17 protein-coding genes and 4 tRNA genes are annotated in these 23,825 nt (G+C 41.2%); 8 read left to right on the forward strand and 13 right to left on the reverse strand.

What is annotated here, in order from left to right; all coding sequences use genetic code 11:
* Positions 1-96 precede the first annotated feature (96 nt).
* The 9 genes from ACTXGH_RS09120 to ACTXGH_RS09160 all read right to left on the reverse strand — a co-directional run bounded on the left by ACTXGH_RS09120 (position 97) and on the right by ACTXGH_RS09160 (position 10,806).
* Positions 97-918, reverse strand: coding sequence for a YfgM family protein (locus tag ACTXGH_RS09120; RefSeq protein ID WP_439260972.1), 822 nt, complete (start codon positions 916-918; stop codon positions 97-99).
* Positions 919-1,011: 93 nt separating this feature from the next.
* Complete coding sequence (hisS, locus tag ACTXGH_RS09125) at positions 1,012-2,301, reverse strand: histidine--tRNA ligase (protein WP_439296869.1); 1,290 nt, start codon at positions 2,299-2,301, stop codon at positions 1,012-1,014.
* A 124-nt stretch (positions 2,302-2,425) separates the two neighbouring features.
* Positions 2,426-3,541 carry a flavodoxin-dependent (E)-4-hydroxy-3-methylbut-2-enyl-diphosphate synthase gene (ispG, locus tag ACTXGH_RS09130; RefSeq protein WP_439260974.1) on the reverse strand — a complete coding sequence of 372 codons (1,116 nt, stop codon included), beginning with the start codon at positions 3,539-3,541 and terminating at the stop codon, positions 2,426-2,428.
* 101 nt (positions 3,542-3,642) lie between these two features.
* Positions 3,643-4,479 carry a helix-turn-helix domain-containing protein gene (locus ACTXGH_RS09135; protein WP_439260975.1) on the reverse strand — a complete coding sequence of 279 codons (837 nt, stop codon included), beginning with the start codon at positions 4,477-4,479 and terminating at the stop codon, positions 3,643-3,645.
* On the reverse strand, positions 4,470-5,399 hold the full coding sequence (gene pilW / locus ACTXGH_RS09140) for a type IV pilus biogenesis/stability protein PilW (protein ID WP_439260976.1): 930 nt from the start codon (positions 5,397-5,399) through the stop codon (positions 4,470-4,472). The genes ACTXGH_RS09135 and pilW overlap by 10 nt, the downstream gene beginning before the upstream one ends.
* A 272-nt stretch (positions 5,400-5,671) precedes the next feature.
* On the reverse strand, positions 5,672-6,916 hold the full coding sequence (gene rlmN, locus ACTXGH_RS09145) for a dual-specificity RNA methyltransferase RlmN (protein ID WP_439296868.1): 1,245 nt from the start codon (positions 6,914-6,916) through the stop codon (positions 5,672-5,674).
* Between the two features lie 366 nt (positions 6,917-7,282).
* On the reverse strand, positions 7,283-7,714 hold the full coding sequence (ndk, locus tag ACTXGH_RS09150) for a nucleoside-diphosphate kinase (RefSeq protein ID WP_439296867.1): 432 nt from the start codon (positions 7,712-7,714) through the stop codon (positions 7,283-7,285).
* A 319-nt stretch (positions 7,715-8,033) separates the two neighbouring features.
* Entirely contained in the window at positions 8,034-9,323 is a 1,290-nt protein-coding gene (locus tag ACTXGH_RS09155) for an adenylosuccinate synthase (RefSeq protein WP_299219509.1), read from the reverse strand.
* Positions 9,324-9,480: 157 nt separating this feature from the next.
* The gene (locus ACTXGH_RS09160; RefSeq protein WP_439296866.1) at positions 9,481-10,806 is read right to left on the reverse strand and encodes an ATP phosphoribosyltransferase regulatory subunit; all 1,326 of its coding nucleotides are present in this window, start codon (positions 10,804-10,806) and stop codon (positions 9,481-9,483) included.
* A gap of 661 nt (positions 10,807-11,467) precedes the next feature.
* On the opposite strand from ACTXGH_RS09160, the gene ACTXGH_RS09165 reads away from it, so the two are divergent.
* Together ACTXGH_RS09165 and corA are read left to right on the forward strand one after the other, a co-directional pair.
* A complete protein-coding gene (locus ACTXGH_RS09165; protein ID WP_299219506.1) occupies positions 11,468-11,857 on the forward strand; it encodes a DUF2237 family protein in 390 nt (129 codons plus the stop codon).
* Positions 11,858-11,961: 104 nt separating this feature from the next.
* Complete coding sequence (corA, locus tag ACTXGH_RS09170; protein ID WP_439296865.1) at positions 11,962-13,176, forward strand: magnesium/cobalt transporter CorA; 1,215 nt, start codon at positions 11,962-11,964, stop codon at positions 13,174-13,176.
* 59 nt (positions 13,177-13,235) lie between these two features.
* Here the strand turns inward: corA and folD are convergent, their stop codons facing one another.
* Entirely contained in the window at positions 13,236-14,117 is an 882-nt protein-coding gene (gene folD / locus ACTXGH_RS09175) for a bifunctional methylenetetrahydrofolate dehydrogenase/methenyltetrahydrofolate cyclohydrolase FolD (protein WP_439296916.1), read from the reverse strand.
* A gap of 1,012 nt (positions 14,118-15,129) precedes the next feature.
* Between folD and ACTXGH_RS09180 the strand changes: the two genes are divergently transcribed.
* The 6 genes from ACTXGH_RS09180 to ACTXGH_RS09205 all read left to right on the forward strand — a co-directional run bounded on the left by ACTXGH_RS09180 (position 15,130) and on the right by ACTXGH_RS09205 (position 19,598).
* On the forward strand, positions 15,130-16,803 hold the full coding sequence (locus ACTXGH_RS09180) for a sodium:solute symporter family protein (protein WP_439260981.1): 1,674 nt from the start codon (positions 15,130-15,132) through the stop codon (positions 16,801-16,803).
* A 99-nt stretch (positions 16,804-16,902) separates the two neighbouring features.
* Entirely contained in the window at positions 16,903-17,037 is a 135-nt protein-coding gene (locus tag ACTXGH_RS09185; protein ID WP_299219501.1) for a putative transporter small subunit, read from the forward strand.
* 211 nt (positions 17,038-17,248) lie between these two features.
* Positions 17,249-17,322, forward strand: a tRNA-Cys gene (locus tag ACTXGH_RS09190).
* Positions 17,323-17,446: 124 nt separating this feature from the next.
* Positions 17,447-17,533 (forward strand) — tRNA-Leu (locus ACTXGH_RS09195).
* 164 nt (positions 17,534-17,697) lie between these two features.
* Entirely contained in the window at positions 17,698-19,056 is a 1,359-nt protein-coding gene (locus ACTXGH_RS09200; protein ID WP_439296864.1) for a tyrosine-type recombinase/integrase, read from the forward strand.
* Between the two features lie 131 nt (positions 19,057-19,187).
* Positions 19,188-19,598, forward strand: coding sequence for a DUF3293 domain-containing protein (locus tag ACTXGH_RS09205; RefSeq protein WP_439296863.1), 411 nt, complete (start codon positions 19,188-19,190; stop codon positions 19,596-19,598).
* Between the two features lie 235 nt (positions 19,599-19,833).
* On the opposite strand, the gene ACTXGH_RS09210 is transcribed toward ACTXGH_RS09205, so the two are convergent.
* The 3 genes from ACTXGH_RS09210 to ACTXGH_RS09220 all read right to left on the reverse strand — a co-directional run bounded on the left by ACTXGH_RS09210 (position 19,834) and on the right by ACTXGH_RS09220 (position 23,824).
* Positions 19,834-19,910 (reverse strand) — tRNA-Asp (locus ACTXGH_RS09210).
* A 54-nt stretch (positions 19,911-19,964) separates the two neighbouring features.
* Positions 19,965-20,040 (reverse strand) — tRNA-Val (locus ACTXGH_RS09215).
* A gap of 379 nt (positions 20,041-20,419) precedes the next feature.
* Positions 20,420-23,824 carry a DEAD/DEAH box helicase family protein gene (locus ACTXGH_RS09220; protein WP_439296862.1) on the reverse strand — a complete coding sequence of 1,135 codons (3,405 nt, stop codon included), beginning with the start codon at positions 23,822-23,824 and terminating at the stop codon, positions 20,420-20,422.
* Position 23,825 lies beyond the last annotated feature (1 nt).

The following is a 23,825-nucleotide window of genomic DNA, read 5'->3' on the forward strand; positions in this document are numbered from 1 at the left end:
CTATCGGTCAACGGACTATGCTATTGGCTTAAAAAGCTGTCATAGGTAGCATTATCATTGTCTACGATATACATTATTGTTGATTATAATACGGATTTACTGCGCTGCTTGGTCAGAATCGTTACTATTGTTAACGCTACTCTGAATATCTGCACTGGCATTTTGCGCTGCTGTTGGTTCTGGTATGGCAGCTGCTTGAATAAGACTAGCAGGTTCATCGATGGGTTCAGGTACAATACCCAGACTCTCCATTTTTAATGCCAATACTGCTCTAGTTTCTTGACGTTTACCAATCAGGCTCCAAGCATTAGTATAGGCTTTAATAGCAGCATCTTCATCATTTTTTGCTAAATAAATATCACCTAGTAACTCTTGTTGGCTTGCCTCAAATGAGCTTGGCATATCATTATTAGCTTCTGATAGTGCAGCATCTGTGTCCCCTGCTGACAACAATGTTTCAGCGTAGCGTAAACGCGTAATCGCATTTAAACCTGCATCTCCTAGATCTATGGCCAATGCCTTTTCTAAGGTCTCAGTCGCACCCGCGAAATCATCGCTATCGACTTGTTGGCGAGCTTTGATCATTAAAGCTTGCCAGGCGTAAACCGACTTACCATGCGTACTGACTAATGCATCGATGTCTTTATTTAGCTGGGCACGACTAGCAGCAAGTGCCGTGGATGCTTCAGCCTCTAGATCTGGGTTCTGTGCTGCCAGACTTACTTCTTCATTAAGTCTTTGGATATCAGCATATTGATCAGCGGCTACGGTATCTACCCGTGCGTGATTCTCTTGCCAATATGTCCAGCCAAAATAACCGGCTAAGGCCAATAAAATAGCTGTCAGAATGTAGCTACCATACTGCTTGAGCGCTTGCATAGAGTTGTCTGTATTAGGCGACTGGGTATTTTGAGCCATGTTTATTTACCTGATAAAATCTAGTTGCTAAAATCTAATTGCTGAGCAGCGAGTGAGCGTTGGTCATTCTACCAGACGCTACTACTAACATAACTACAGACGTGTAAAGTTCTTTGTGCTCGCTAGCCAATCTTGGGCAACTGACTGCTGTTCGCCCGTCTGCATGTCTTTAATACTGATTGTATTATCGTCAAGCTCTTGTTGTGCAATTATAACTGTCAAAGCTGCACCAGATTTATCTGCTTTTTTCATTTGTGCTTTCATACTGGTTGCACTCGCCATCTTAATTCGCAAATCTGGACGGCTATAACGTAACTGCTGCGCATAGTTGATACCAAACCCATAGACTTCTGGCTGCGCAACGACAAAGACGTCACAGACTGACGCATCTGGCATAGGAGCTACCGCTTCAATAAGTAGCAATAAACGCTCAAGACCCATTGCAAAACCAACGGCAGGCTCAGACTTAACTGGTTTGTCGTCACGTGTGCCGACAGACTTTAGCTGTCCAATCAGGCCATCATAGCGCCCACCAGCACAGACAGTTGCTTGACTACCAAGCTTATCAGTGACCCATTCAAAAACCGTTTTATTATAATAATCAAGACCGCGAACTAAGTGCGGATTGATTTCGTAATCTATACCAAGCGTCGTCAGGTACGTTTGAACTTGCTCAAAATGGACCTTACTTTCTATCCCTAAGAAGTCAGCAAGCTTGGGTGCATGAGTAAGCAGTGCTTGGGTACTTGGCTCTTTACTGTCCAAAATCCGTAGCGGATTGGTAGTCAAACGGCGCTTACTGTCCTCATCAAGCTGATCTTGCTTGTCCGTTAAGTAGGCAACTAGAGCATCTCGGTAGGCACGGCGCTCATCGATTTCGCCCAAGCTGTTTAATTGCAGACGCATCTCATCTTTGAGACCCAGCTCTTGCCACATTAGATGGGTCATTGCAATCAGCTCAGCATCAGCATCTGGCAACGCGCTACCAAAGCTCTCTACCCCTATCTGATGAAACTGACGGTAGCGTCCTTTTTGCGGGCGCTCATAACGAAACATAGGGCCGATATACCAGAGTTTTGGCGTGTCACCGCGTAGCAAGTTATGCTCAAGCACTGCACGCACTGCCCCTGCTGTACCTTCAGGACGCAAGGTCAGAGGTGTTGGTGGTTCAGACTTATCAGCGAAGCTATACATCTCTTTTTCAACGATATCAGTCGCACCGCCAATAGCACGAGCAAATAGATCAGTCTGCTCAACGATGGGCAGGCGAATATTTTCGTAACCGTAACGAGCCAATACATCTGCCAATACAGCTTCTAGTTGTAGCCACTTTGCTGCCTGTTCTGGCAGAATGTCATTAAACCCTTTAATAGCTTTGATCATGATTCGGTCATATCCTCAAATATTATAACGACTGTCTCTATTGTTATTATCGTTACTACTAGCACTTAGATGCTTACTAATGATTTACTACTCACAGACTCAGGGCGATGAATAGTTGCATCATCTATTTAACTCTAATAATTTCATTTTCACGTGACTTTTCCAGCTCGCTTGCATGAGCACGTACCATACTCTCAATCTCATCAACCAGATTATTGGTATCGATAAGATGACTTTTTTCACCCATGCGGTATACCAGGGATTTGGGAGCTGCGCCTACGATACCGATGTCAGACTCTTTTGCCTCTCCTGGACCGTTCACTTTACAACCAATCACCGATAGATTCATGGGCTCACGCACATCTTCTAAACGAGCTTCTAACGCAGTCATTACCTTAATCACGTCAAACTCTTGACGAGAGCAGCTTGGGCATGCGATGAAGTTTACACCATTAGAACGAATATTGAGTGATTTTAAGATATCAAAACCGATTTTGATCTCTTCTTCTGGTTCTGCTGCCAAAGAGATACGAATGGTATCACCGATACCATCTAATAATAAACCGCCAAGCGCGATTGCAGATTTGACGGCGCCAGTACGATATACCCCAGCTTCAGTGACACCAAGATGTAGCGGATTGTCAATTTGTGCCGATATTAAGCGATACGCATCCAAAGTTAAAAACACATTACTCGCTTTGACAGACACTTTATATTGATCAAAGTTTAAACGTTCTAATATATCGATATGACGCATCGCTGACTCAAGCATCGCCTCGCCCGTCGGCTCAGTATATTTACGCTGAATGTCCTTTTCTAAAGATCCAGCGTTCACCCCAATGCGAATTGGAATATTATGATGTTTAGCACAGGCCACAACTTCACGCACTTTAGCATCGCTACCGATGTTGCCTGGATTAATTCGCAGACAGTCCGCCCCTGCTTCAGCAACTGCTAGTGCAATCTTGTGATCAAAATGCACATCAGCAACCAAAGGTACGCTCACCAGTTTACGAATCTTACCAAACGCTTCAACTGTCTCCATCGTTGGAGTCGAGACGCGCATGAAGTCAGCACCAGCATCAACGCAGCGTTCAATTTGAGCGACTGTTGCGGCTATATCACAAGTGTCTGTGTTGGTCATGCTTTGCACACTAATCGGTGCATCGCCGCCAATCGCGACATCACCGACATAGATCTTTTTGGTAGGACGGCGAGTAATAGGCGATGACGTGGACATAAAGAATCCTTTAATGAGAACAAAAGATAAAAAATATAAGCAATCTTAAAGCGGCCATAACATTACTATGACAAGCTGTTAAGCCTGTAACGATCAAATCATTATGGCGCCAACGCAAAGCTTGCTTGTTTATCGGTTGCATACTCATTTAACGCAACCGACTCTTGATTAAGTAATAATTTTACATTGTCAATATTATCAATTTGGATGTTAAATGGCGGCGTACCAAGCAGTTTATAGTTACCACTGGTTTGGCTACCTGACATCAGACTGTTACCAGACGCATCCGTAATATCTACGTTGGTAGTGTCTATGACCTCAACGTCCAATGTGACCGCACTGATATCACTATTACTATCTAAATTAAGTGCTGAACCGGACGCACCCACACTATCTAAACCAGTACTATCATACTGAGTATCAACCGCTGCCCCTTGAGCTTGCTCTGATGCTGACAAGTCTTCGACGGCTGTGGTAGATGTAGCGTTATCTTGACTGGCATTAGTGACCATGCGAAATAAAAACACCGCCAATACAATAAGCCCTATGATTGCAAGAATCAACAACGGGTTAAAGCGGATGCGGCTACGACTATCACGTTGTAAGGTTCCCATCGGGCGCAGCGGTGTATCAATGTTACTCACCGACTGCGCTCTCATCTCATCTGGATACGCTGCATCGAAGCTTGTCGCGATTTTTGTGGGATCCAACTGCAAAAATTTTGCATAGTTAATGACAAAACCACGCGCAAAGGTAACTTGCGGTAAAGCGGCAAAATCCTCTTCTTCTAGTGCTTGTAAATGACGCTCTAAGATGAATAATTCACTGGCGGCTTCTTTTAAACTGATCTGCTTACTTTTACGGGCTTGCTGCAGCGTGGCACCAAATGATCCCTGAGCGTTAGACTGATGATTTGATGATGGGTTGTTCATTTCCATGATGCCTCTGGATTGTTAAGCCAAGTCTTAAGTTGTTTTGCTTCATCACTTAATGGATAAGCAGATAATAGCTGTTGTGCTAATCGTTGACGCGTGGTTCTATCATTTTGAACGGCGGCAAGCTTAATACCTTGTAAAAGCAATCGCGGACTAACACCCTGACCTTGTACGAGCAATAAGGTTTCATCATAAAGCCGTTGTGCTTGCTGTACACGCTGCTGCTCAAGCAACAAATCGACCAGCTCAATATGAGCGATCAAGCTATTACGATTACCATCTAACGCTCGCAAAAACGCTTTGGCCGCCGCTGGATGGTTATTCAACTGTAGGTAAGTGCGCCCTAGGTTCTCAAGTGCACCAATACGTCCTTCATAACCAAGTGCTGCACCTGCAATCTCAAACTGCTCTGCCGCCTCGCTATAACGCTTCATCTGCGATAAATAGACACCGTAGTTGTTACGCACTTGATCAAAATCCTTGTCAAGCGAGATGGCTTTTTTAAAGTATTGATCGGCCTTTTCAAGATTAAGGCGGCTGCCCTCTTGTTGCAACAAAACGCCCATCATATCATAGGCTGGCGCGTATCGGCTATCAGCAGCAAAAGCTTTTTCAAGTTGACGCTGCGCGGTATCAAGCTCGTTTTTACGAATGTATTGCGCGGCAAGCGATGTACGTACGCGAGCGATCTCCTGCTTGTCAAGATTACGAATATCGCTTGGCTGAGTAGACGTTTGATAACGCGTACTTCCAGTTAAGCCATCTGTTGGTGTACTTTGGCAACCCGCTAGTAATAAGGTAGCGATTGCACTAGCTATCAGCCGATTTTTTAGGCTCCCAAACTTTAGGTTACTAGACTCAGGATTACCAGAGATAGTATAGTTTGTTTTTTGATAAGCACTCGCTACTGAGGACTCCTTCATTATTAAAGATGTTTTACGCTGAGTCTTAAATTGACAAAAATATTCAAACATTATCATAGCCGCCATTATAAAACTGAGTTTTAGTACTGTAAATTTAATACTAGAGTTCCAATGAGCCATTAGTTTAATGGATTTAAACCCCTTAAGTACAATTTAGTTACCATGACTGCATTTTTATGGTTATAAATATTATTTACTAAAACCAATAGGAACGTAACCCTATCTGTTTCTTGTCTTAGACTGAGCCACTATTGCTGTCACTCCGTCACTCATTAGACAGCAGCGTTACCCTTAGCATCGCGGTCTTTAATGCTTTGTTGCCATGCCGCTGACCGTCTGGTTCGATCGGCGACTTGTCCAACCAATTGACCACAGGCTGCATCAATATCATCACCGCGCGTTTGGCGAATGGTGCAAACAAAACCTGCTTCGCTCAAAATATTACTAAACGCATGAATGCGATTGTTACTTGATTTATCGTAAGGGGCATGCGGGAATGGATTGAACGGTATCAGGTTTATTTTACTTGGCAAACCATCAAGTAATGCAACCAACTGCTCAGCGTGCTCATTGCTGTCATTGACGCCATCTAACATGACGTATTCAATCGTGACATGTTTTTTGTGGCGCGGATTGACGTCATAGACATAATTTTTTGCCGCAGCGATCAACTCGCTTAATGGATATTTTTTATTAATTGGTACCAACTCATTACGTAATTCATCGTTGGGTGCATGCAGTGAAATGGCTAAAGCCACATCAATATCCTTCGCTAACTGATACATCTTTGGCACCACACCTGACGTCGATAAAGTGACTCGGCGTTTGGATAAACCATAAGCATGATCACTAAGCATAATCTCCATCGAGCTGACCACTGGTTTATAATTCAATAATGGCTCACCCATGCCCATCATGACAACGTTGGTCACGTTGTTCTCCCATAAGCTATGATCGACGTTTTCTAAGCTGTCGTTTTCGTCTGCCATATAAGAAGCGTTGGCGACCCACAACTGCCCGATAATCTCAGCGACGCTCAAATCACGCTCAAAGCCTTGCTTACCTGTACTACAAAAACTACAGTCCAATGCACAGCCGACTTGTGAAGACACACACAACGTTTTACGGCCATTTGCTTTACTATCATCTGCTGGGATTAGCACCGTCTCAACCAATGAGCCCCCAGTGACCTCAAACACCCATTTACGGGTACCATCATCACTATATTGACGATGGATAACCTTTGGCGGGGTTACGCAGGCGTGCATAGACAACTTGTCGCGCAACGACTTACTTAGATTGGTCATCTGCTCAAAATCAGTCACCCCGTGCTGATAAATCCACTTAATCACTTGAGTGGCACGAAATGGTTTTTCACCGATGCTCTTAAAGTAATCAGCGAGCTGTGCTTGCGTCATACCTAATAGATTGGTTTTTGCCTGCGCTTCATCTACCAACTTAATGCTATTAGTAAGCTTAGTAGGCACATGCTGAGTAGGAGCTTGAATCGTTGACATAATAAGTAACCTTTTGGCCTAAGCCATGAGCGTAGTAATACAATTAAGTGCTGCATTGAGCAATCCGCTATGAGCGCAAACTTTGTCAGTTATAAAATACAAATGATTATCTACAGCGACAATGTACTGATAAGGGATTGATAACGCTAATTAAATGATTGAAAATTAATAATGAGGGACATAATAATAAATTTCAACAAAAACAACCGATAAGCTTGAGCATAGACTGATTAATAATAGCATATTCAACAAAATACAAAAAAGTTCAGTAGTAGCGCAAACGGCTTATACCCAGTTGAGTATAAGCCGTCCTTACAATACTAATGATTAACGCTCAATATCATAAGCGGATATTAATAATAATTATTAGCGCGTACGTGCACAAACTTCATCATCGCTGAAGAAGTAGCTGATTTCACGTGCGGCTGACTCTGCTGAATCTGAACCATGTACTGCGTTTTCGTCAATGCTGCTAGCGAAGTCAGCACGGATAGTGCCTTCAGCAGCTTCTTTTGGGTTGGTTGCACCCATGATTTCGCGGTGCTTAGCGATAGCATTTTCGCCTTCTAATACTGATACCAATACTGGACCTGACATCATGAATGACTTTAGGTCATTGTAAAATGGACGCTCAGCATGCTCAGCGTAGAAGCCGCCTGCTTTTTCATCATCAAGTTGCAACATTTTTGCAGCAACGATTTTTAGACCGTTTTTTTCAAAGCGGCTGTAGATTTCGCCGATATTGTTGTTACCAACTGCGTCAGGTTTGATGATAGATAAAGTACGTTCGTTAGCCATGAGAAGCTCCTAATAGAATTATAAAGGTAAGGGTTTGAATCGTTTATTATCACTATAATACTCAGGCATTTCAGATTTACCAATTCGTATATCTGAGCCTCGACATGTGATTGTTGCCTATTATAATGATTGGCGCTATAAATGATAGGATTAATTATGATACCAGCTTACTTAAACGTAAATTTTGCATTACTAAAAGTTAAGAGGTACATACTATATATTGTATATTTACCAGTATTATTAATCTTTATAAAAAACCCTAATGCTAGCTCTTAGCTGGACATTAGGGTTTTGTCATTCAATAGTTTGTTCTATTTATCTACGCATCATACGGATCACGCAATACGATGGTCTCTTCGCGATCAGGACCCGTTGAGATGATATCAACTGGGCAGCCAATCAACGCTTCGATACGCTTGATGTATTTTTTAGCATTTTCTGGCAAGTCATCATAGTTGGTAATACCGACAGTAGATTCGCTCCAACCTTCTAGCGTCTCATACTTTGGTGTTACTGATTCATAAAACTCAGCATCATGCGCGCCTGCGCATTCAGTCTCTGGTAATTCATAACCAACACCAATTAATAGCTCTTCTAAACCATCTAATACGTCAAGCTTAGTCAAGCAGATACCTGACATAGAGTTCAGTACAACGGCGCGGCGTAGGGCTTCTGCATCAAACCAACCACAGCGACGTGCACGACCAGTGGTTGCACCAAACTCATGACCAACTTTGGCTAAATGGGCACCGACATCGTCAAATAATTCTGTTGGGAACGGACCACTACCAACACGTGTGGTGTAGGCTTTAGTGATACCAAGTACATAGTCCAAATACAATGGACCAATACCCGTACCAGTAGATACGCCGCCTGCCGTAACACTTGAGCTAGTCACAAACGGATAAGTACCATGATCTATATCAAGCAATGTACCTTGCGCACCTTCAAACATTAAATTCTTGCCAGCCAAACGCAACTGATTAAGGTCTTCAGTGACATCAGTTACCATGCCTTTAATCTCTTCTTTCCACTCTTGGCATAGCTTGAGTGTCTCATCAAAATCAATCGCGTCAACTTTATAATACTGAGTCAGCTGGAAATTATGATATTCGATTAGGTTACGTAGTTTTTCTTCTAGGTCTTCACGGAATAAATCAGCAAGCTTGATCGCACGGCGCGCAACTTTGTCTTCGTATGCAGGACCGATACCGCGACCTGTTGTACCGATTTTACCAGTACCGCGCTTTGCTTCACGAGCTTGATCGAGTGCCACATGATAAGGCATGATAAGTGGGCAGTTAGGTGAAATACGTAGGCGCTCACGTACAGGCACGTTGTTGTTTTCAAGCGCTTTCATCTCTTTTAATAAAGCATCAGGTGCTAGTACAACGCCATTACCAATAAAGCAGGTTACACCTTCACGTAAAATACCTGATGGAATAAGATGCAAGACAGTGGTTTTGCCATCGACAACTAACGTATGACCAGCATTATGGCCACCTTGAAAACGTGCTACTGCTGAGGCTTTTTCGGTAAGTAAATCAACGATTTTACCCTTACCTTCATCACCCCATTGGCTACCTAAAACTACGACATTCTTACCCATAATTAATCCTTACAATGATGTATTAAGGTGCATGGCTTGTTCATTATCAAACAGCCATACGATAACAATTTAAAACTAAACGAAAAATGATGCTTTTTGACGATACTGTCTTTTGATAAACCCATTTTTTAATACAATTATTTTCAATAAAATAGCTTTATTCAACAGCGGTTAATTGCCACTGGTTGTCAACGATACTTAATCGATGCGTGACGTCTTGAGGACAGTCATGCATATCCAGCGGTACAGTGACTCGGTAACCTTGCTGGCGTAAGCTATCAACTTGTTGACGTAGCGTCTGTCTTTGTTCGCTATCCATATTGTTAATTGCAGCATAATCAACGACCACTACCACTGGAGCAGCCAGTTCGACATGTGCTAACAAGCGACTGACATCCATACTAAAACCTGTGGCTTCACGTGGCTGGCTATTTGTTAGGTGACCACCACTTTGCATACCATCGAAACGTCCACCACGTACTAATGGTTGGGTTTCACTGTTGATATAGCCATTAAATACAATACCAGTATGATAGTGATAGCCCGACAGCTCAGTGACATCGATACTGACATTACAATTCCACTGCTCTTGCAGATGGGTTTTTAAGCGCTGTAATTCATCGACTGCGGTAACAATCTCGGTATCTTGTTGTGCGGTATCTGACAGCTTCGCCAATAGCCGTGTCATGTCGTGACCAAAGCGCGCTAAAGCATAAAAATCACTACCCATGGGTAATGTTTGGCAGACGCGCTTTAACTCTGGTAAGTTTTTGTTGGCATATAAATGCATCAATTGCTTAGTGTCACTATCTGATAGCTCAACCAATAAAGCCAACCGTTTAAATATCGCCACATGACCCAAGTCAATGTGCAAAGCTGCACTCATATTTAGGTCATTGACCATCGTAAATAACACATCTATCAATTCAAAATCTGCACTTAGCGATGCACAACCAAATATCTCAGCACCTAACTGCAGTGGCGTACGCGATCCAAACAATCCTGAGGGTAAGGTATGAATGACATCACCTGCATAGCAATAACGCGCAATACCTGCCCCACCATGATGGGCATCGATACGCAAAATCTGCGGTGTAATATCCGCACGCACACCCATCAAACGACCTGTAAGCTGATCGATGATTTTAAAGGTTTGACGTTTAAGATCCTCCGATGCATCACTTAATAATGATTCTGTAAACTCAATCATCGGCGGACAGACTAGCTGATAGCCGTGAGTAATAAGCTGCTGAGTCAACTGATGTCGCAGCACTTCTTGCTTTTGCGCATCTTCAAACAATACATCAACCACACCATCAGGTAGCAGCCAGCTATTGGCAACTTCTGCGGTAAAATTACTGAGATGAAAATTGCTTAAATGTGGCAGATGATTGGGTACGCTACTATCATCAGCATGCTGAGAGGTGGGATTAATTTCAGAACGTGATTGGACGGGTACAGCTGAATAAGAACTGACAGACACAATAAATCCTTGTTTGGCGTATTGCTTACCAAAAAACGCGGCATAGTAAGGTTTTGTTTATGATTACATCAACGATGGCTACTGTATGTTTTTGACACATTTTTAACACGCAACACCATTGGCCCAATTATTTATAAACAAACTAGGTAACTGCAAAAGGGTGAGTAATAAGTATAAGTTAGGATGATAAGACGAGTATCTTTATGCGCTAATTATAGTAAATGATCAGCGCACTTTATGTTTTAGTTTAGCATAGCAACTGGGGTTCGCCTAGTCACAATTCATATCAATACGTTCTATCTAGTCATAAATACATTATTGCATTATGGCGATTTATTCTTAGCCAAAACGATCGTTTATGATCGCTTTCATCCTCTATTAAGTCGTGATGAATGATTTGGTTCACATCTTTTTAATAGACCCATGTTACACTAGCCTATGTTTTAGGCTATTAGTAGACAGGCTATAATTATCTCGAGATAAAGTCGATACATTAGTAGCCACGCACAGCTGGTATAATTTTTTGCTTGCTAAAACTGCAGATATTACAGCAAATTTATTCCAGTTCGTTTACCTACAAAAACCACGACTAACAATATACAAACTACGGTAAAAATTTATCAACTCCCATTCTATACAATCACTTAATTTCGGAGACCTTATGTCATCTGACTACCACCCTAACCCTGCTATTAACCAGACCAATGTATTAGGTACTGCTCTTGCCAGCTGCTGCTTTGATCCTATTACTGGCTATTATCGTAATGGTTTTTGTCATACTGGCAATCATGATGTTGGTCAGCATACCGTTTGTGCCAAGATGACCAGTGAGTTTTTAAACTTTTCATCAAGCCGTGGTAATGACTTAATCACGCCTTTGCCAGAATACAACTTTCCAGGTCTAAAACCTGGTGATTATTGGTGTATCTGTGCGCTACGCTGGGTTGAAGCACTAGATTTCGATATCGCACCAAAATTGAAGCTAGAAGGTTGTCATGAGAGTTTATTAACACTGGTCGATATTGACACTTTAAAACGCTATGCGATATAACATCGACATGGTTTATCGTTGGGCTTTTCTAGGCTGAATTCATTTGGGCCATTTTGAATAGAAAGTAGCCATTTAGATTTTATAAAAGCAACAAGGGAGGGTGTATGGAGCGCAATGACGATCTATCTATTAAGACGAACACCCGCATTACACCTGACTCTAATATTAGTCGTATCTATTCTGATATCAGTGACAGTCATCCCTATCTAAATAGTTATGACAGCTATATCTACGGAGACGTGGATGCCACGGCCGAAGATACCATCGAGACCATGACGGTATACGATCCTGACTCTGAGCGTTATGAAGACATTGATTTGTCTAGTGATGATGAAGTGGTCAACTGCTATGCTTATTCGCGCAAGACAGGCGAGCAACTGAGCCAAGTGGCGCTCAATGACGTCAGTCGTGCGCTTAGCAACAATGGCCAATTTATCTGGCTTGGATTGTATGATCCCAGTTTAGAGACCATGACTAAAGTCCAAAATGCTTTTGACTTACATGAGCTGGCGATTGAAGATGCGTTTGCCGATCATCAGCGCGCCAAAGTCGAAAACTATGACAACGACATGGTATTTGTAGTATTGCGGACTGCAAAATTGGAGGACAACATTATACGCTATGGTACTACTGCCATATTTATGGGTAAAAACTATCTGATTACGATTCGTAATGGTCCTTCCAACTCGTATGCACCCGTACGTGAACACTGCAATCGTCGCCCTGAAAAGCTACGCATGGGGCCCATATTTGTATTGCATGCTATTCTCGATTTTATTGTCGATAACTATATGCCAGTCACTGATCGCCTAGGCAGCTATTTGCGCGAGCAAGAGCGCTATGTCTTTAGTTATGAGTTTAATAAAAGCACATTAAAAAACCTCTATGAGCTCAAGTCACAATTGGTAAATATGCGCGCGATTATCTTGCCTGTACAAGACATCTGTAGTTTTTTTATCAATCACAAAAAAAGCGAGTTGGTCTCTGGATTTTCGCAAGCAGCAAAACCTTACTTTCGTGATGTCAATGACCATCTACTCCACTCTTTAGACGCTATTAATGGTTTGAACGAGATGCTCAGTGTGGTGATGAATACTTATATGGCGATGGTGAACATGGGACAAAACGAGGTGGTACGTAAGCTTGCTGCTTGGGCAGGTATCTTAGCCGTACCGACTGCCATTGCTGGTATTTATGGGATGAACTTTGACTTTATGCCTGAGCTACATTGGAAATACTCATACCTTGTGATCATGGGACTTATCATCGCCTTATGTAGTTATCTGTATTATAATTTTAAAAGGCTAAAATGGTTGTAAGATAAGTTGATATAAAAAAAGGCTACTAGATAGCAGCCTTTTTTATCATATCGTTCAGTCTATTTATGAGCATCTAAACCCGCTGACTTTTCAGCTGCATCGACTGTTTGACGAATCAATGTGTTAATAGTCATTGGACCTACGCCACCTGGAACAGGCGTATAAGCACTAGCAATATTCTCTATGCCATTCAATTCAATATCGCCGACGCCGCCATTGTCGGTTGGATGAAAGCCTGCATCGACCACTACTGCCCCTTTTTTGATCCACTCTGCTTTAATCAGCTCAGGCACACCTACAGCCCCAACGACAATATCAGCACGCTTAATATGCTCAGCCAAATCCTGCGTTCTTGAATGACACATGGTCACTGTACAGTTGGCATTTAATAGCATCATTGCCATTGGCTTACCCAAGATGGCACTACGTCCTACGACCACTGCCTCCAAACCTGCAAGCTCTATATTATAGTGTTCCAATAAATGCATGATGCCTTGCGGCGTACATGAACCATAGGCAGACTGCTGCATCGCCATACGACCAAAGCCCAAGCACGTCACCCCATCAACGTCCTTTGCCAAATCAATCTGCTCAAAACATGCACGCTCATCAACATGATCAGGGACAGGATGCTGGAGCAATATGCCATGGACATCTGGATTGTTGTTAAGCTCGTCTATCTTGGCTTTAAGCTCCTCTGTGGTTGTCGCACTTGGCATCTCAACTCGAATAGAGTCCATACCGACGCGCTTACAGGCGTTACCTTTCATACGCACATAAGTGGCAGAAGCAGGATCATCACCAACCAATATCGTTGCCAAACTTGGCGTACGACCAGTCTTGTCTTTGATATTATCTACGCGTGTACGCAGTTCTTGCTCTATTTGCTTAGCAAGTGCTTTGCCGTCTAATAAGGTGGCAGATTGATTATCTGACGTCATCGTCGTTTCAATTGACGAGGCATTTGACATGGTAACTCCAATGAATAAAGCAATAAATAAGAGGGAAACAGTGTCGGCCATTATTTTGCTCAGTAAACATAGGTGAGCAGTGGCTTACTATGAGCGTATATATCCCGCATTTTGCACATCATCAGGACAATTGAGGTAGCAATTATGCTAATAAATCTCTTAAAGAGCAGACACCGTACTAAGCAAGATATTGTACCTATTTTGCGACCAAAAGCCCAGTCGTCAATAAAGATTACCTCTTAAATATTGCAAATTCTTATATGTTCTTATAAGACATATTAACGTAGATAAGATTATCACTTACGACTAAAACTTGGCAGTCACCAGTCATTAAAGCCCAAGATCACTCTTAAACTTGAGATTGAAGGCTTATTAGTGTTACTCTTGTGACACGTAAATGTTACTTATATTTAACACGGATGTCGTTTTATGGGTAAGTTTTATTTGTGAATAGTATAAAACATCAGTTATAGACTCAAACGGAGTCAAACGCTATTTACATGTTTTCACGCGCTATTGGCCAGAGTTTCATTTAGCCAACTTGCTTATGGCAGTTACAGAGCTCTCACATCGTTATTCATATATTTGAAAGTTTAGATTTTTCTAAAAATCTTGAATAAAAAACGAGTGCCGACTTTAGCTGTCTATATCTAATGCGAAGTAGTAGTTATTACTTCGTGTTCGTTAGTACTTTGTTGATAAGTACTCATCTGTAACATCTACTATGACATGCGACTATATGAGCGTGATGGCAACCCCATTATTAGACGCCAGTCATTTGGGGGCTACTGTTTGCTATATATCATATTATCCGATGTTTGATCCTTGGTATGTAGCATCCTCATCGCATGTTTTGCTAACTGACTGTTAATGAAACAACAGATTTTGTGATATTCATAGTATTAGTCTGATTACTCAATTCATAATTGGTTGGGACTATAAATTGTAGTACCAACTTTTTTATCTAAAACAATCTCGAGGTATGAATTTGAAAACTGAGTCATTGTTCCAATTTTCATCGTTAACCATTATTTTATTGTTGTTAGCGTTTTATGGCGGCACTTACTTATTGTCATTGTTGATTAAAAAAGACAAAGAGACGACGTCAGGTTTTATGGTCGCAGGCCATGGTGTCGGTTTTGGTATGGGTGCAGCCAGTATGACCGCTACTTGGATTTGGGCAGCATCGTTTTATGCCGCCGCTACTTCTGGCTATAAGTATGGCGTTTCAGGGCCGATACATTATGGCTTTTGGGGCGCGCTAATGATTTTATTTATCTACCCTTTTGGCATGCGCTTTCGTGAGCTTGCTCCTGATGGACATACTTTAGGCGAACTTATTCACGCTCGTCATGGCTCATCAAGCCAATTAATTTTAGCCATATCCAACCTTATGGGCAGCTTAATTAGCTTGATGGTCAATTTCACTGCGGCTGGGGCGTTGGTATCGGTACTATCACCGTTATCGTTCCAAACAGGGGTGATTATTGCGGGTGTCGGAGTACTGAGCTATACCCTAACTTCAGGGTTTCGCGCCTCAGTCTTCACTGACTTTGCCCAATTGGTCGCTTTAATGGCCATTGGTATCGTTATTATTCCGGCAGTATTATTTGCGATGGGTGGGCCTGAAGTTATGGTCAGCGGACTATCCAACTTGACGCTTGAGCAACAGAACTTCTTTTCGCCTGAGGCATTTTTTCAGCAAGGTGCGCCTTATTTTGTCGCCGTATTGGCTTATGCTATTGGTAACCAAACCATTACGCAGCGCTTATTTGCGATTGATAAAACCAAGATCAAAGCGACGTTTGTCACGGCCACAGTTGGCTATGCAGGTATCGTCATCGGTCTTGGCATGATTGGTTTGATGGCCTTGACCATTGGTATTGAGCCACTTGACGGCAATATGAACAACCTGATCCCGCAAATGGTCAGTACTTATTTGCATCCTGTCTTTATCGCCTTGTTCTTTATCTTGGTCATCGGCTCATTGTCATCGACTGCTGATTCAGACTTGTCGGCATTATCGACCATTATGATGGCAGATGTATATGGTAAGAACATCGCTAGAGGTAAAGTCAAACCTAAGACTATGATGCTGGTTGGTCGTAGTACCATGATTATTGCCACTGCTGCTGGTCTGATCTTTGCTAGCTTTAAGCTAGATATTTTAGTGATGTTGGTATTCGTAGGTGCATTGTGGGGTGCAATTGTCTTCCCTGTGATAGCCAGTGTATTTTGGAATCGTGTGACCAATACCGCTTTCACCTCTGCGGTCATTATCGGTTTGCTGTTTTTCTGTATAGCTCGCTTTGAGCTTTTGCCGATCATTGGTTACACGGCTTTATTCTTTGAAGTATTAGCAAGTGTTGGCGCCGCAGTCGTGATTGGACTAATGGTATTTGGCTTCTTAGGCCGTAAAATCGGTATGTTAGCGGCAGCTATTACGCTGGTACTGATGCTCATTTTCGCTACTGGCTTCTTACGTCAATATATGGTCCTACTCGCCTCACTAACGGCTTATGGCGCTAGTACCATCGTCTGTGTCATCGTCAGTCTAATGGGCAATGAACGTTTTGATTTTGAGCTGATTAAAAAGCGTGTTGGTGACTATGATAAAAAAGCTAAAGTATCAAAAATACCAAATGCGAAAGTATAGATCATCTTAGGTAATGATGGTTAGACAACGATGGTCGGTAGATAGCTGATCGTCGATTGCTCTTAAACCCCATATTTATAAATACTATAAGGAGATATCATGGACAACGTCTTTATTTATGGCTTATATATTTTAATTTGGCCTGCAATTACACTTGGTGTACTGGTTTTGATTTGTACTGCGACTTATCGTGACATCAAAAAAGCCAAACGTAATAACAAAGACATCTTATAAACAGATTATTGGACAAGTTTAGCTGCAACACTTATAAAAGGTGTTGCAGCATTCTTGTCTTATCATCCACTGAACACTTATTGATAGGATAATAACTGCTCAAATATCTTTAAATAATGCTTAAATCGACTTACATTAGTAAATAACTTATTTTTAGCTAAAAAATGACTTGTAATTTAAATTATTTTTGCTAATATAGTCCACCTTGATTGGCTGGATGGCAGAGTGGTCATGCAGCGGACTGCAACTCCGTTAACGCCGGTTCGATTCCGACTCCAGCCTCCAATTATTTATTAACTTTACGTTAATTTAGGCTTGCATTATTAGCACAACCGCTTATAATAGCGACCACTTATCTAGTAACTAGATGGTCTATCAGCTAGTTCACATTGTAGATAAAACAAGTTTTGCCCGGGTGGTGAAATTGGTAGACACAAGGGATTTAAAATCCCTCGCTCTAACGAGCGTGCCGGTTCAAGTCCGGCTCCGGGTACCATTACATAGTCCTATACTATCTTATAGAACAGCTAAAGCCCCTGATATCAGGGGCTTTGTTGTATCTGGTGTTCTATACTGTCCTATGAATCTATCCTAATCCATGCACTTTGAGTATACTGTCAAGTATACCGAGTTTTGAGTCTACTCATGGAGATCTAGGATATGGAAAGAAAAGCGATCAGTTCAGACCGAAGCATCAGCAGCCATAAGCCTGAAGATAAGAAGTACTTCGTTCCTGTCAAAAACCACCCTAAACTATTCTTGATGGTGCGTCCTACTGAAACTAAGTCATGGATGTATCGATACTACCCGCCTTCAAATCCCAAACAAAGTATTATCTCCATCGGTATATATCCAAATATCTCGTATGCTCGTGCCTGTGAAGTTTGGCGTGAGTATGAAGATCTGTTAAGCAAAGGTATTGACCCAAAACTTCATCGTGAAGAAATTAAGAAAAGTATTATTATAAAAACTAAAAACTCTTTTAATCATTTTGCTTGGGAGTACTTTGACAGTCTAGATCAGACTCAGAAGAGTAATACCCTCATTCGTAAGAAAGGTCGTCTTGATCTTATATGCAAATATATTGGTGACGAGCCAATCAGCGATATCACCTCTCCTAAAATGCTTGAAGTGCTGTTAGACATTCAAGCAAACTCATTAAACAAGGATGGTAAGCCCACAGACAAGGCTGAACGCTGTGCTGGCATTGCCAGTGATGTGTTTGTCTATGCTGGGGCACGAGGCTTCTGTACGAGCGATCCTGCGGCGCTTATTAAGAGCCAGTTGGCTAAATCAAGTTATGGCCATCGTCCTGCGGTTACTACGCCTAAAGACTTGGCTAAATTACTTAAAGCTATCGAGACAATAGAAGGTGACCCGAACACCATAAATTCCCTTAGGCTATTAGCGCTTCTGTTTGTTCGCAATGGTGATTTAAGACGTATGCGCTGGGCTGATCTAGACCTAGAGGCTGGCAGGTGGCGATTAAAGCCATTGAAGGGACAAGGCAAGGTAAATATGGTCAAGGACATGGTGGTTCCCCTACCGCGTCAAGCCGTAGCAATCTTACATGAGCAACAAAAGATTAATGGGCATACTGAATATGTCTTTTTTAGCCAGACGGCAAAAAAGCATCAGATCCTATCTGACGCTACCGCTAATAAGCGTCTAAAGGATTTAGGGTATAAAGACATACATTGCGCTCATGGCTTTAGAGCGACAGCGAAGACTATCCTGCAAGAGCAACTAAAGTACTCTCTAGTGCTCGTAGAGATGGCATTGGGTCATACGACTAAAGATCCTAATGGCACGGCATATGGTCGATTTGAGTACCTTGATGATCGAGCGGATATGATGCAGAAGTGGGCTGACTATTTAGACGCTTTGAGAGAAGGCAGAAAGACAGCGGAGTTTAGAGCAGATGCACAATTACAAGCTGACTCTACTGCCCAGCTGCAAGCATTGATTGATCAGCTCGGAGAGGATAAAGTACTAGAGCTATTAGGAAATAAAGGATAGCCTTTCATTCTTAAATTAATTGAGCAATATACTATTTACTAAAAACTAAATTACTGTCGTAAATAACTAAGTTTATCCAAAGACTATTTCTGATAACATAGGTCTCAACAAAAATCTAATCGAGCCCTTTTATGTTAGACCTCCCCCTTTTGGAAGCCTATCATCAAACTAATTATAAGTTTGATGATACTTTACTCAATATTGATAAAACATCATCCAAAGCTGCATCTCTCTTGCAGCCATTTTCTCCAGCTGGTGGACTGTTTATTACAGCTTGGAATCCATTAGGAAAAGAGCGTACTGTTGAAGAAAACGAGCAGGCTAATCAAGAACTAAAAAATGAGTTGCTCAAACAAGGCTTAAACGTAACGGAAGGCTATGGTGAAAGTCCTGACGGTAAATGGCGAGAAAACAGTTTCTTTGCTTATCCAATAGACCAAAACAGCAGTCTCAAACTATGTTGCACCTTTGAGCAAAATGCTGTGGTATATGTCACCTGTGCTGGCTTACCTATATTACTATTGAACCCTAATTTAAAGTAGGTTAACAGACTAACATTTATCTTTAAACCTACCCTGTTTTTCAGGTATTTATTAAATACAGATCAAGCTATAAGCCTAATGCAAAAAATTAGTAAATTAGAGAATATAATAATTAGGCATTAGCACGGCTATCTAAGCAAAGCGTTTTGATAAAATTCAGACAAAAAAACCTCAAGTAAACTAATACTTGAGGCAAAAATTGCTTAAACTCGAAAGTTTAAATTTATTTTAAATATGGCGCAGCGGACGGGACTCGAACCCGCGACCCCCGGCGTGACAGGCCGGTATTCTAACCAACTGAACTACCGCTGCTAAGGTCGTTTTAGTTTATTTAACCACCTAGCGCATTAGCACTATACTAAAGAGTGGTGGGTGATGACGGATTCGAACCGCCGACATTCTGCGTGTAAGGCAGACGCTCTACCAACTGAGCTAATCACCCTTAGAGTAATGTTTTAAATAACATTTAATCAGAGTTATCAAATATTAATTAATTTCACTATAACTTATCAAACAAGTATACTTGCTGAGGTAGTGCATTATATAGAGTTATAGCTAACTGTCAAATATTATTTTATGGGTTACTCTACATAAGAAAGTAATCCATACTCACTTTATAAAAACAGTAAGCATAATTTATAATAGTAGAACAATAGCTAGCTATTAACTTCATCATTTTAAAATTCAAATAAGACTATTAGAGAAATTAAATTAAACTCGTTAAATTAAGGGCCTATAATTTCTTCTGATAGGTCCCAACCTATCATTGAACCTAGCTGAATTGTTACAAGCTACCAATTCAGCTTTTTATTCATATAGGCTTAGCCTAGAATCCCCTCAAACATATCATCCAAATAAGCCGTCTGATTACCTACCATAAATAATACATTACGCTCTTTAAGCTCGTCTTCGCTCAAAGAATTGTCTACCAATGTGTTCATTGGCGTTGGAGTTACAATAAAGCTATTTAAAACAAGCTTAGTTTCTAGCTGACTCTCAAGCTCTTTAATCTGCTTATAAAGATTAAACTTAGGATCATCGAGGCTCATATTGCGGATACCCTTAGGATCAATCAAGGTCAGGTACTGCTCGCCCGTCTCTTTGTGTACTAACCACAATAAAAAGTCTGGATAAAAATTACCTGCTAGTGCAAAACCTAATCCTTTGTAACGATTATCGGGATTACGAAGTAAATAGATATGGTAATCTTTAAGCGCATCAATCTGTTTATCAGAATTAATGTAGCGCTGTAGATCATCAATGAACTTAACTTCGCTACTCTCACCCTTACTATCATAATCAAATACTGAAGGCGACCAAGTAAAAGGTAAGCTATCATCATTTTTGCTGAATAATGGATAATACAAATGCTTATCAAATACGACCGTACGTAAGCTACCATCCTGCCAGTTGACTGTCTTCTCTAGCTGTCCATCATTGACTATATCTTGCAATTTAGTAAGGCGTTTAAAGTACTCTTCTGCCTCACCATTAAACCCTTCTTTTGATGTAAAGACGTATTTATCACACATGTGAATAGGCAGATCATCATCGCCAACATTAAATTCTGTCACTTCATAGTACTGACCTTCGTACGCGTTTTTCATGGTTTTGTAAAATCTATCCATGTACGCTTTTAGCAGCTCTAATAAAATACTTTGCTGAAAGCGAATACCCTCCATATCTTTCATCAGCTTTTCGCTATCTACCAATAGCCTATACCAGTCATCATGGGTATTTTTAATTGGCTTACAGCAGAACGCTCTAAGCTCGTCGATACCAAGACGTATGTTGGTATAGCCACGTTGCATCTTATACTGCTGTAATTGTAAATATAAACTGTCAAAATCAAAGAAGGGCATGATATCAGGCGATATCTCATTCTCTTGACGCTTGTCTTTTAAGTCATTATTACGCTTACGCTTATCGGTATGATAGGCTTGGAGTCGTGGATATAAGTCTAAAATAACAAACGGTTTTTTAATCTTGCCTTGATACTTATCAGGAATTTCAAATAGCGACAGCTTGACCTGTGCCTTGAAGCCATTTGGCTGATTATCCTTATAACCATCTTTAAGCGTCAAAGTCTTGAGTCTATGCGGCGCTGCTATACGATTGGTATTGAAATCTAAAGTAACCAAATCTTGGTTAAGCACGATCCCTTCATCGTTTAGATAGTCACGGAATTTTTCCATATAGTCAGCATGTAAGCCAAAGATATTAATCGTTTGTAGCAAATCTAGATACAGATCTTTATACTCAGCTTTACTATAAATATTGTGCGGCGTTCGTTTGAGTGAGAACCTCTCACCTTTTAAACGTACACCTCGACCGAACAATTGAATAATTTGTGAGCCTTCACCAGAACCCATATTCAACAGACCCATAGTCGAGACTCGCCAACTACTCCACCCTTCGGTAAATTTACGTGAGCCAATGAGCAGATTGGTTTTGCTATTATCGTCGTTGATGGTATCAAATAGCGTCGGAGTGAATTCATCGGTACGCGTATTAAGATAATGGCTATTACTTAGCTTTTCACAGTGATCAAATAAGCCTTTTTCATCGCCTACATTTATCACGCCAAACGGTGTATTCTCACCAATTTGTAGACGCAGCTCCCCTGTGTTTTGAGTGATCCGTATGACGTTTAAGCGCTGGTTACTCCCTGCATTAAAGAACTGGCTGAGTATATCTTGATAAATATCTTCAGCGTCTCTACCATGCAATGGAGCAAAACGATTAACAAAAATATTGTTACCTTTGTTATCGACCAAACGTGACTTATTGGTAATAAAGTCATGAATCCAGTTGATGGTTTCTGCTTTATGACGACTATCTAAAAAGTCAGCTAAAAATTTGATGATGGTCAAAATATCTGAATCATCATCATTTACTTTATTACCGACAAATACCCAAAGGGGGTTTTCAACTTTGAATTGCTTAAGACGTCCAACGTTATTTTGATAAAGGGACTGTTGCTGGTAAAAAGCCAATAAGCAGGCGGTTAGATATAGCTGCTGATTATCCTGCGTCTCACCTTTTTTCATATTGAGAATATTGACTTCTTTACCATAGCCATCATCATAAAAATACTTGTACGAGTAGTCAAACAAGATATTTTTTGCATAGACTTCACGCAAGGCTTCGCGTCGTGCTTTTTGCTTTTCCAGCTCATCTAAACTTAGAGCCTTTAGCTGATTATCGTCTAGTTTGGCTAATGCCTGAGTACCATATAGCATCTTGGCCTTGGTTTTTTGCTCTTTTTCTTCTTGTTTGATAACGTTGTTTGATTTATTAATCGCCTGCCCAAAGGTCGCTGAATATTCAAAACTAAAGCCGTCTTTTGTCAGCGTATCGCGGTAGCCCATCCATGCACCAGCAGCACTACTCGTGCCACGATGGCCTTCATCGATTAATACAAGGTTTTGACCTTCTAGTGACTCTACCGCTATTGTCTTATCACCATCCCTTTCAGCCAACTTATGGATATCCATAATTTGCACGTATTTTAAAAACTGATCACGGGATTTGTTTTTTTGAAATATCATAGCTTCGATACCAGACATCTTGAACTCTTCAAGATGCTGATTACTGAGCCCATCATTAGGAGTTAGTAGAATTATCTGCTCGATTTTATTATTGTGGCTGGCGTGCTCAGTGTAGTACTGATACTGCAAAATATTAATATGCATCAATAGCGTCTTGCCGCTACCTGTGGCACTCCAGTACGCAACTTTGTTTAAGTCATTGGCTACGTACGGTTGTAGTATCTCGCTGTCACTCTTGTCCTCGTTATAGGCAACTACGGTAGCATTCAACTCCTCTAACATCTGCTCAGAATTATTAAAGTATTGATCTAAGTAATACTCCGTAAATAATAATGACAGATATTGAAAGTATTTTAAATTCAGCTCACTATTAGCTTGCTTATTGCGAGCCTCACTAATCTGTAGCCAGTGACGAACGATATTCCTATCATAGCGCCTTAGGGTATCGATATCTAAAGTCTGCTTACCGACTAAGTCTCTAGTCAGCTCAGTGAAAAACTTGGTTTGGCCTGCGTCCTCACCTTCGTGTTCAATACCTTCATGGACAGGCAAATCCAATAGCGTATGCATGCCCTTAATATTGTCAGGATTGAACTTTGACCATAGCCACTGCGTAAGTACCAGCTGCTCATGGAAGTTTATTTTTTTGCTTTTCTTTTTACTGGGATTAGCCATA

The organism is Psychrobacter sp. 1Y10 (assembly GCF_052259005.1).
Classification (GTDB): domain Bacteria; phylum Pseudomonadota; class Gammaproteobacteria; order Pseudomonadales; family Moraxellaceae; genus Psychrobacter; species Psychrobacter saeujeotis.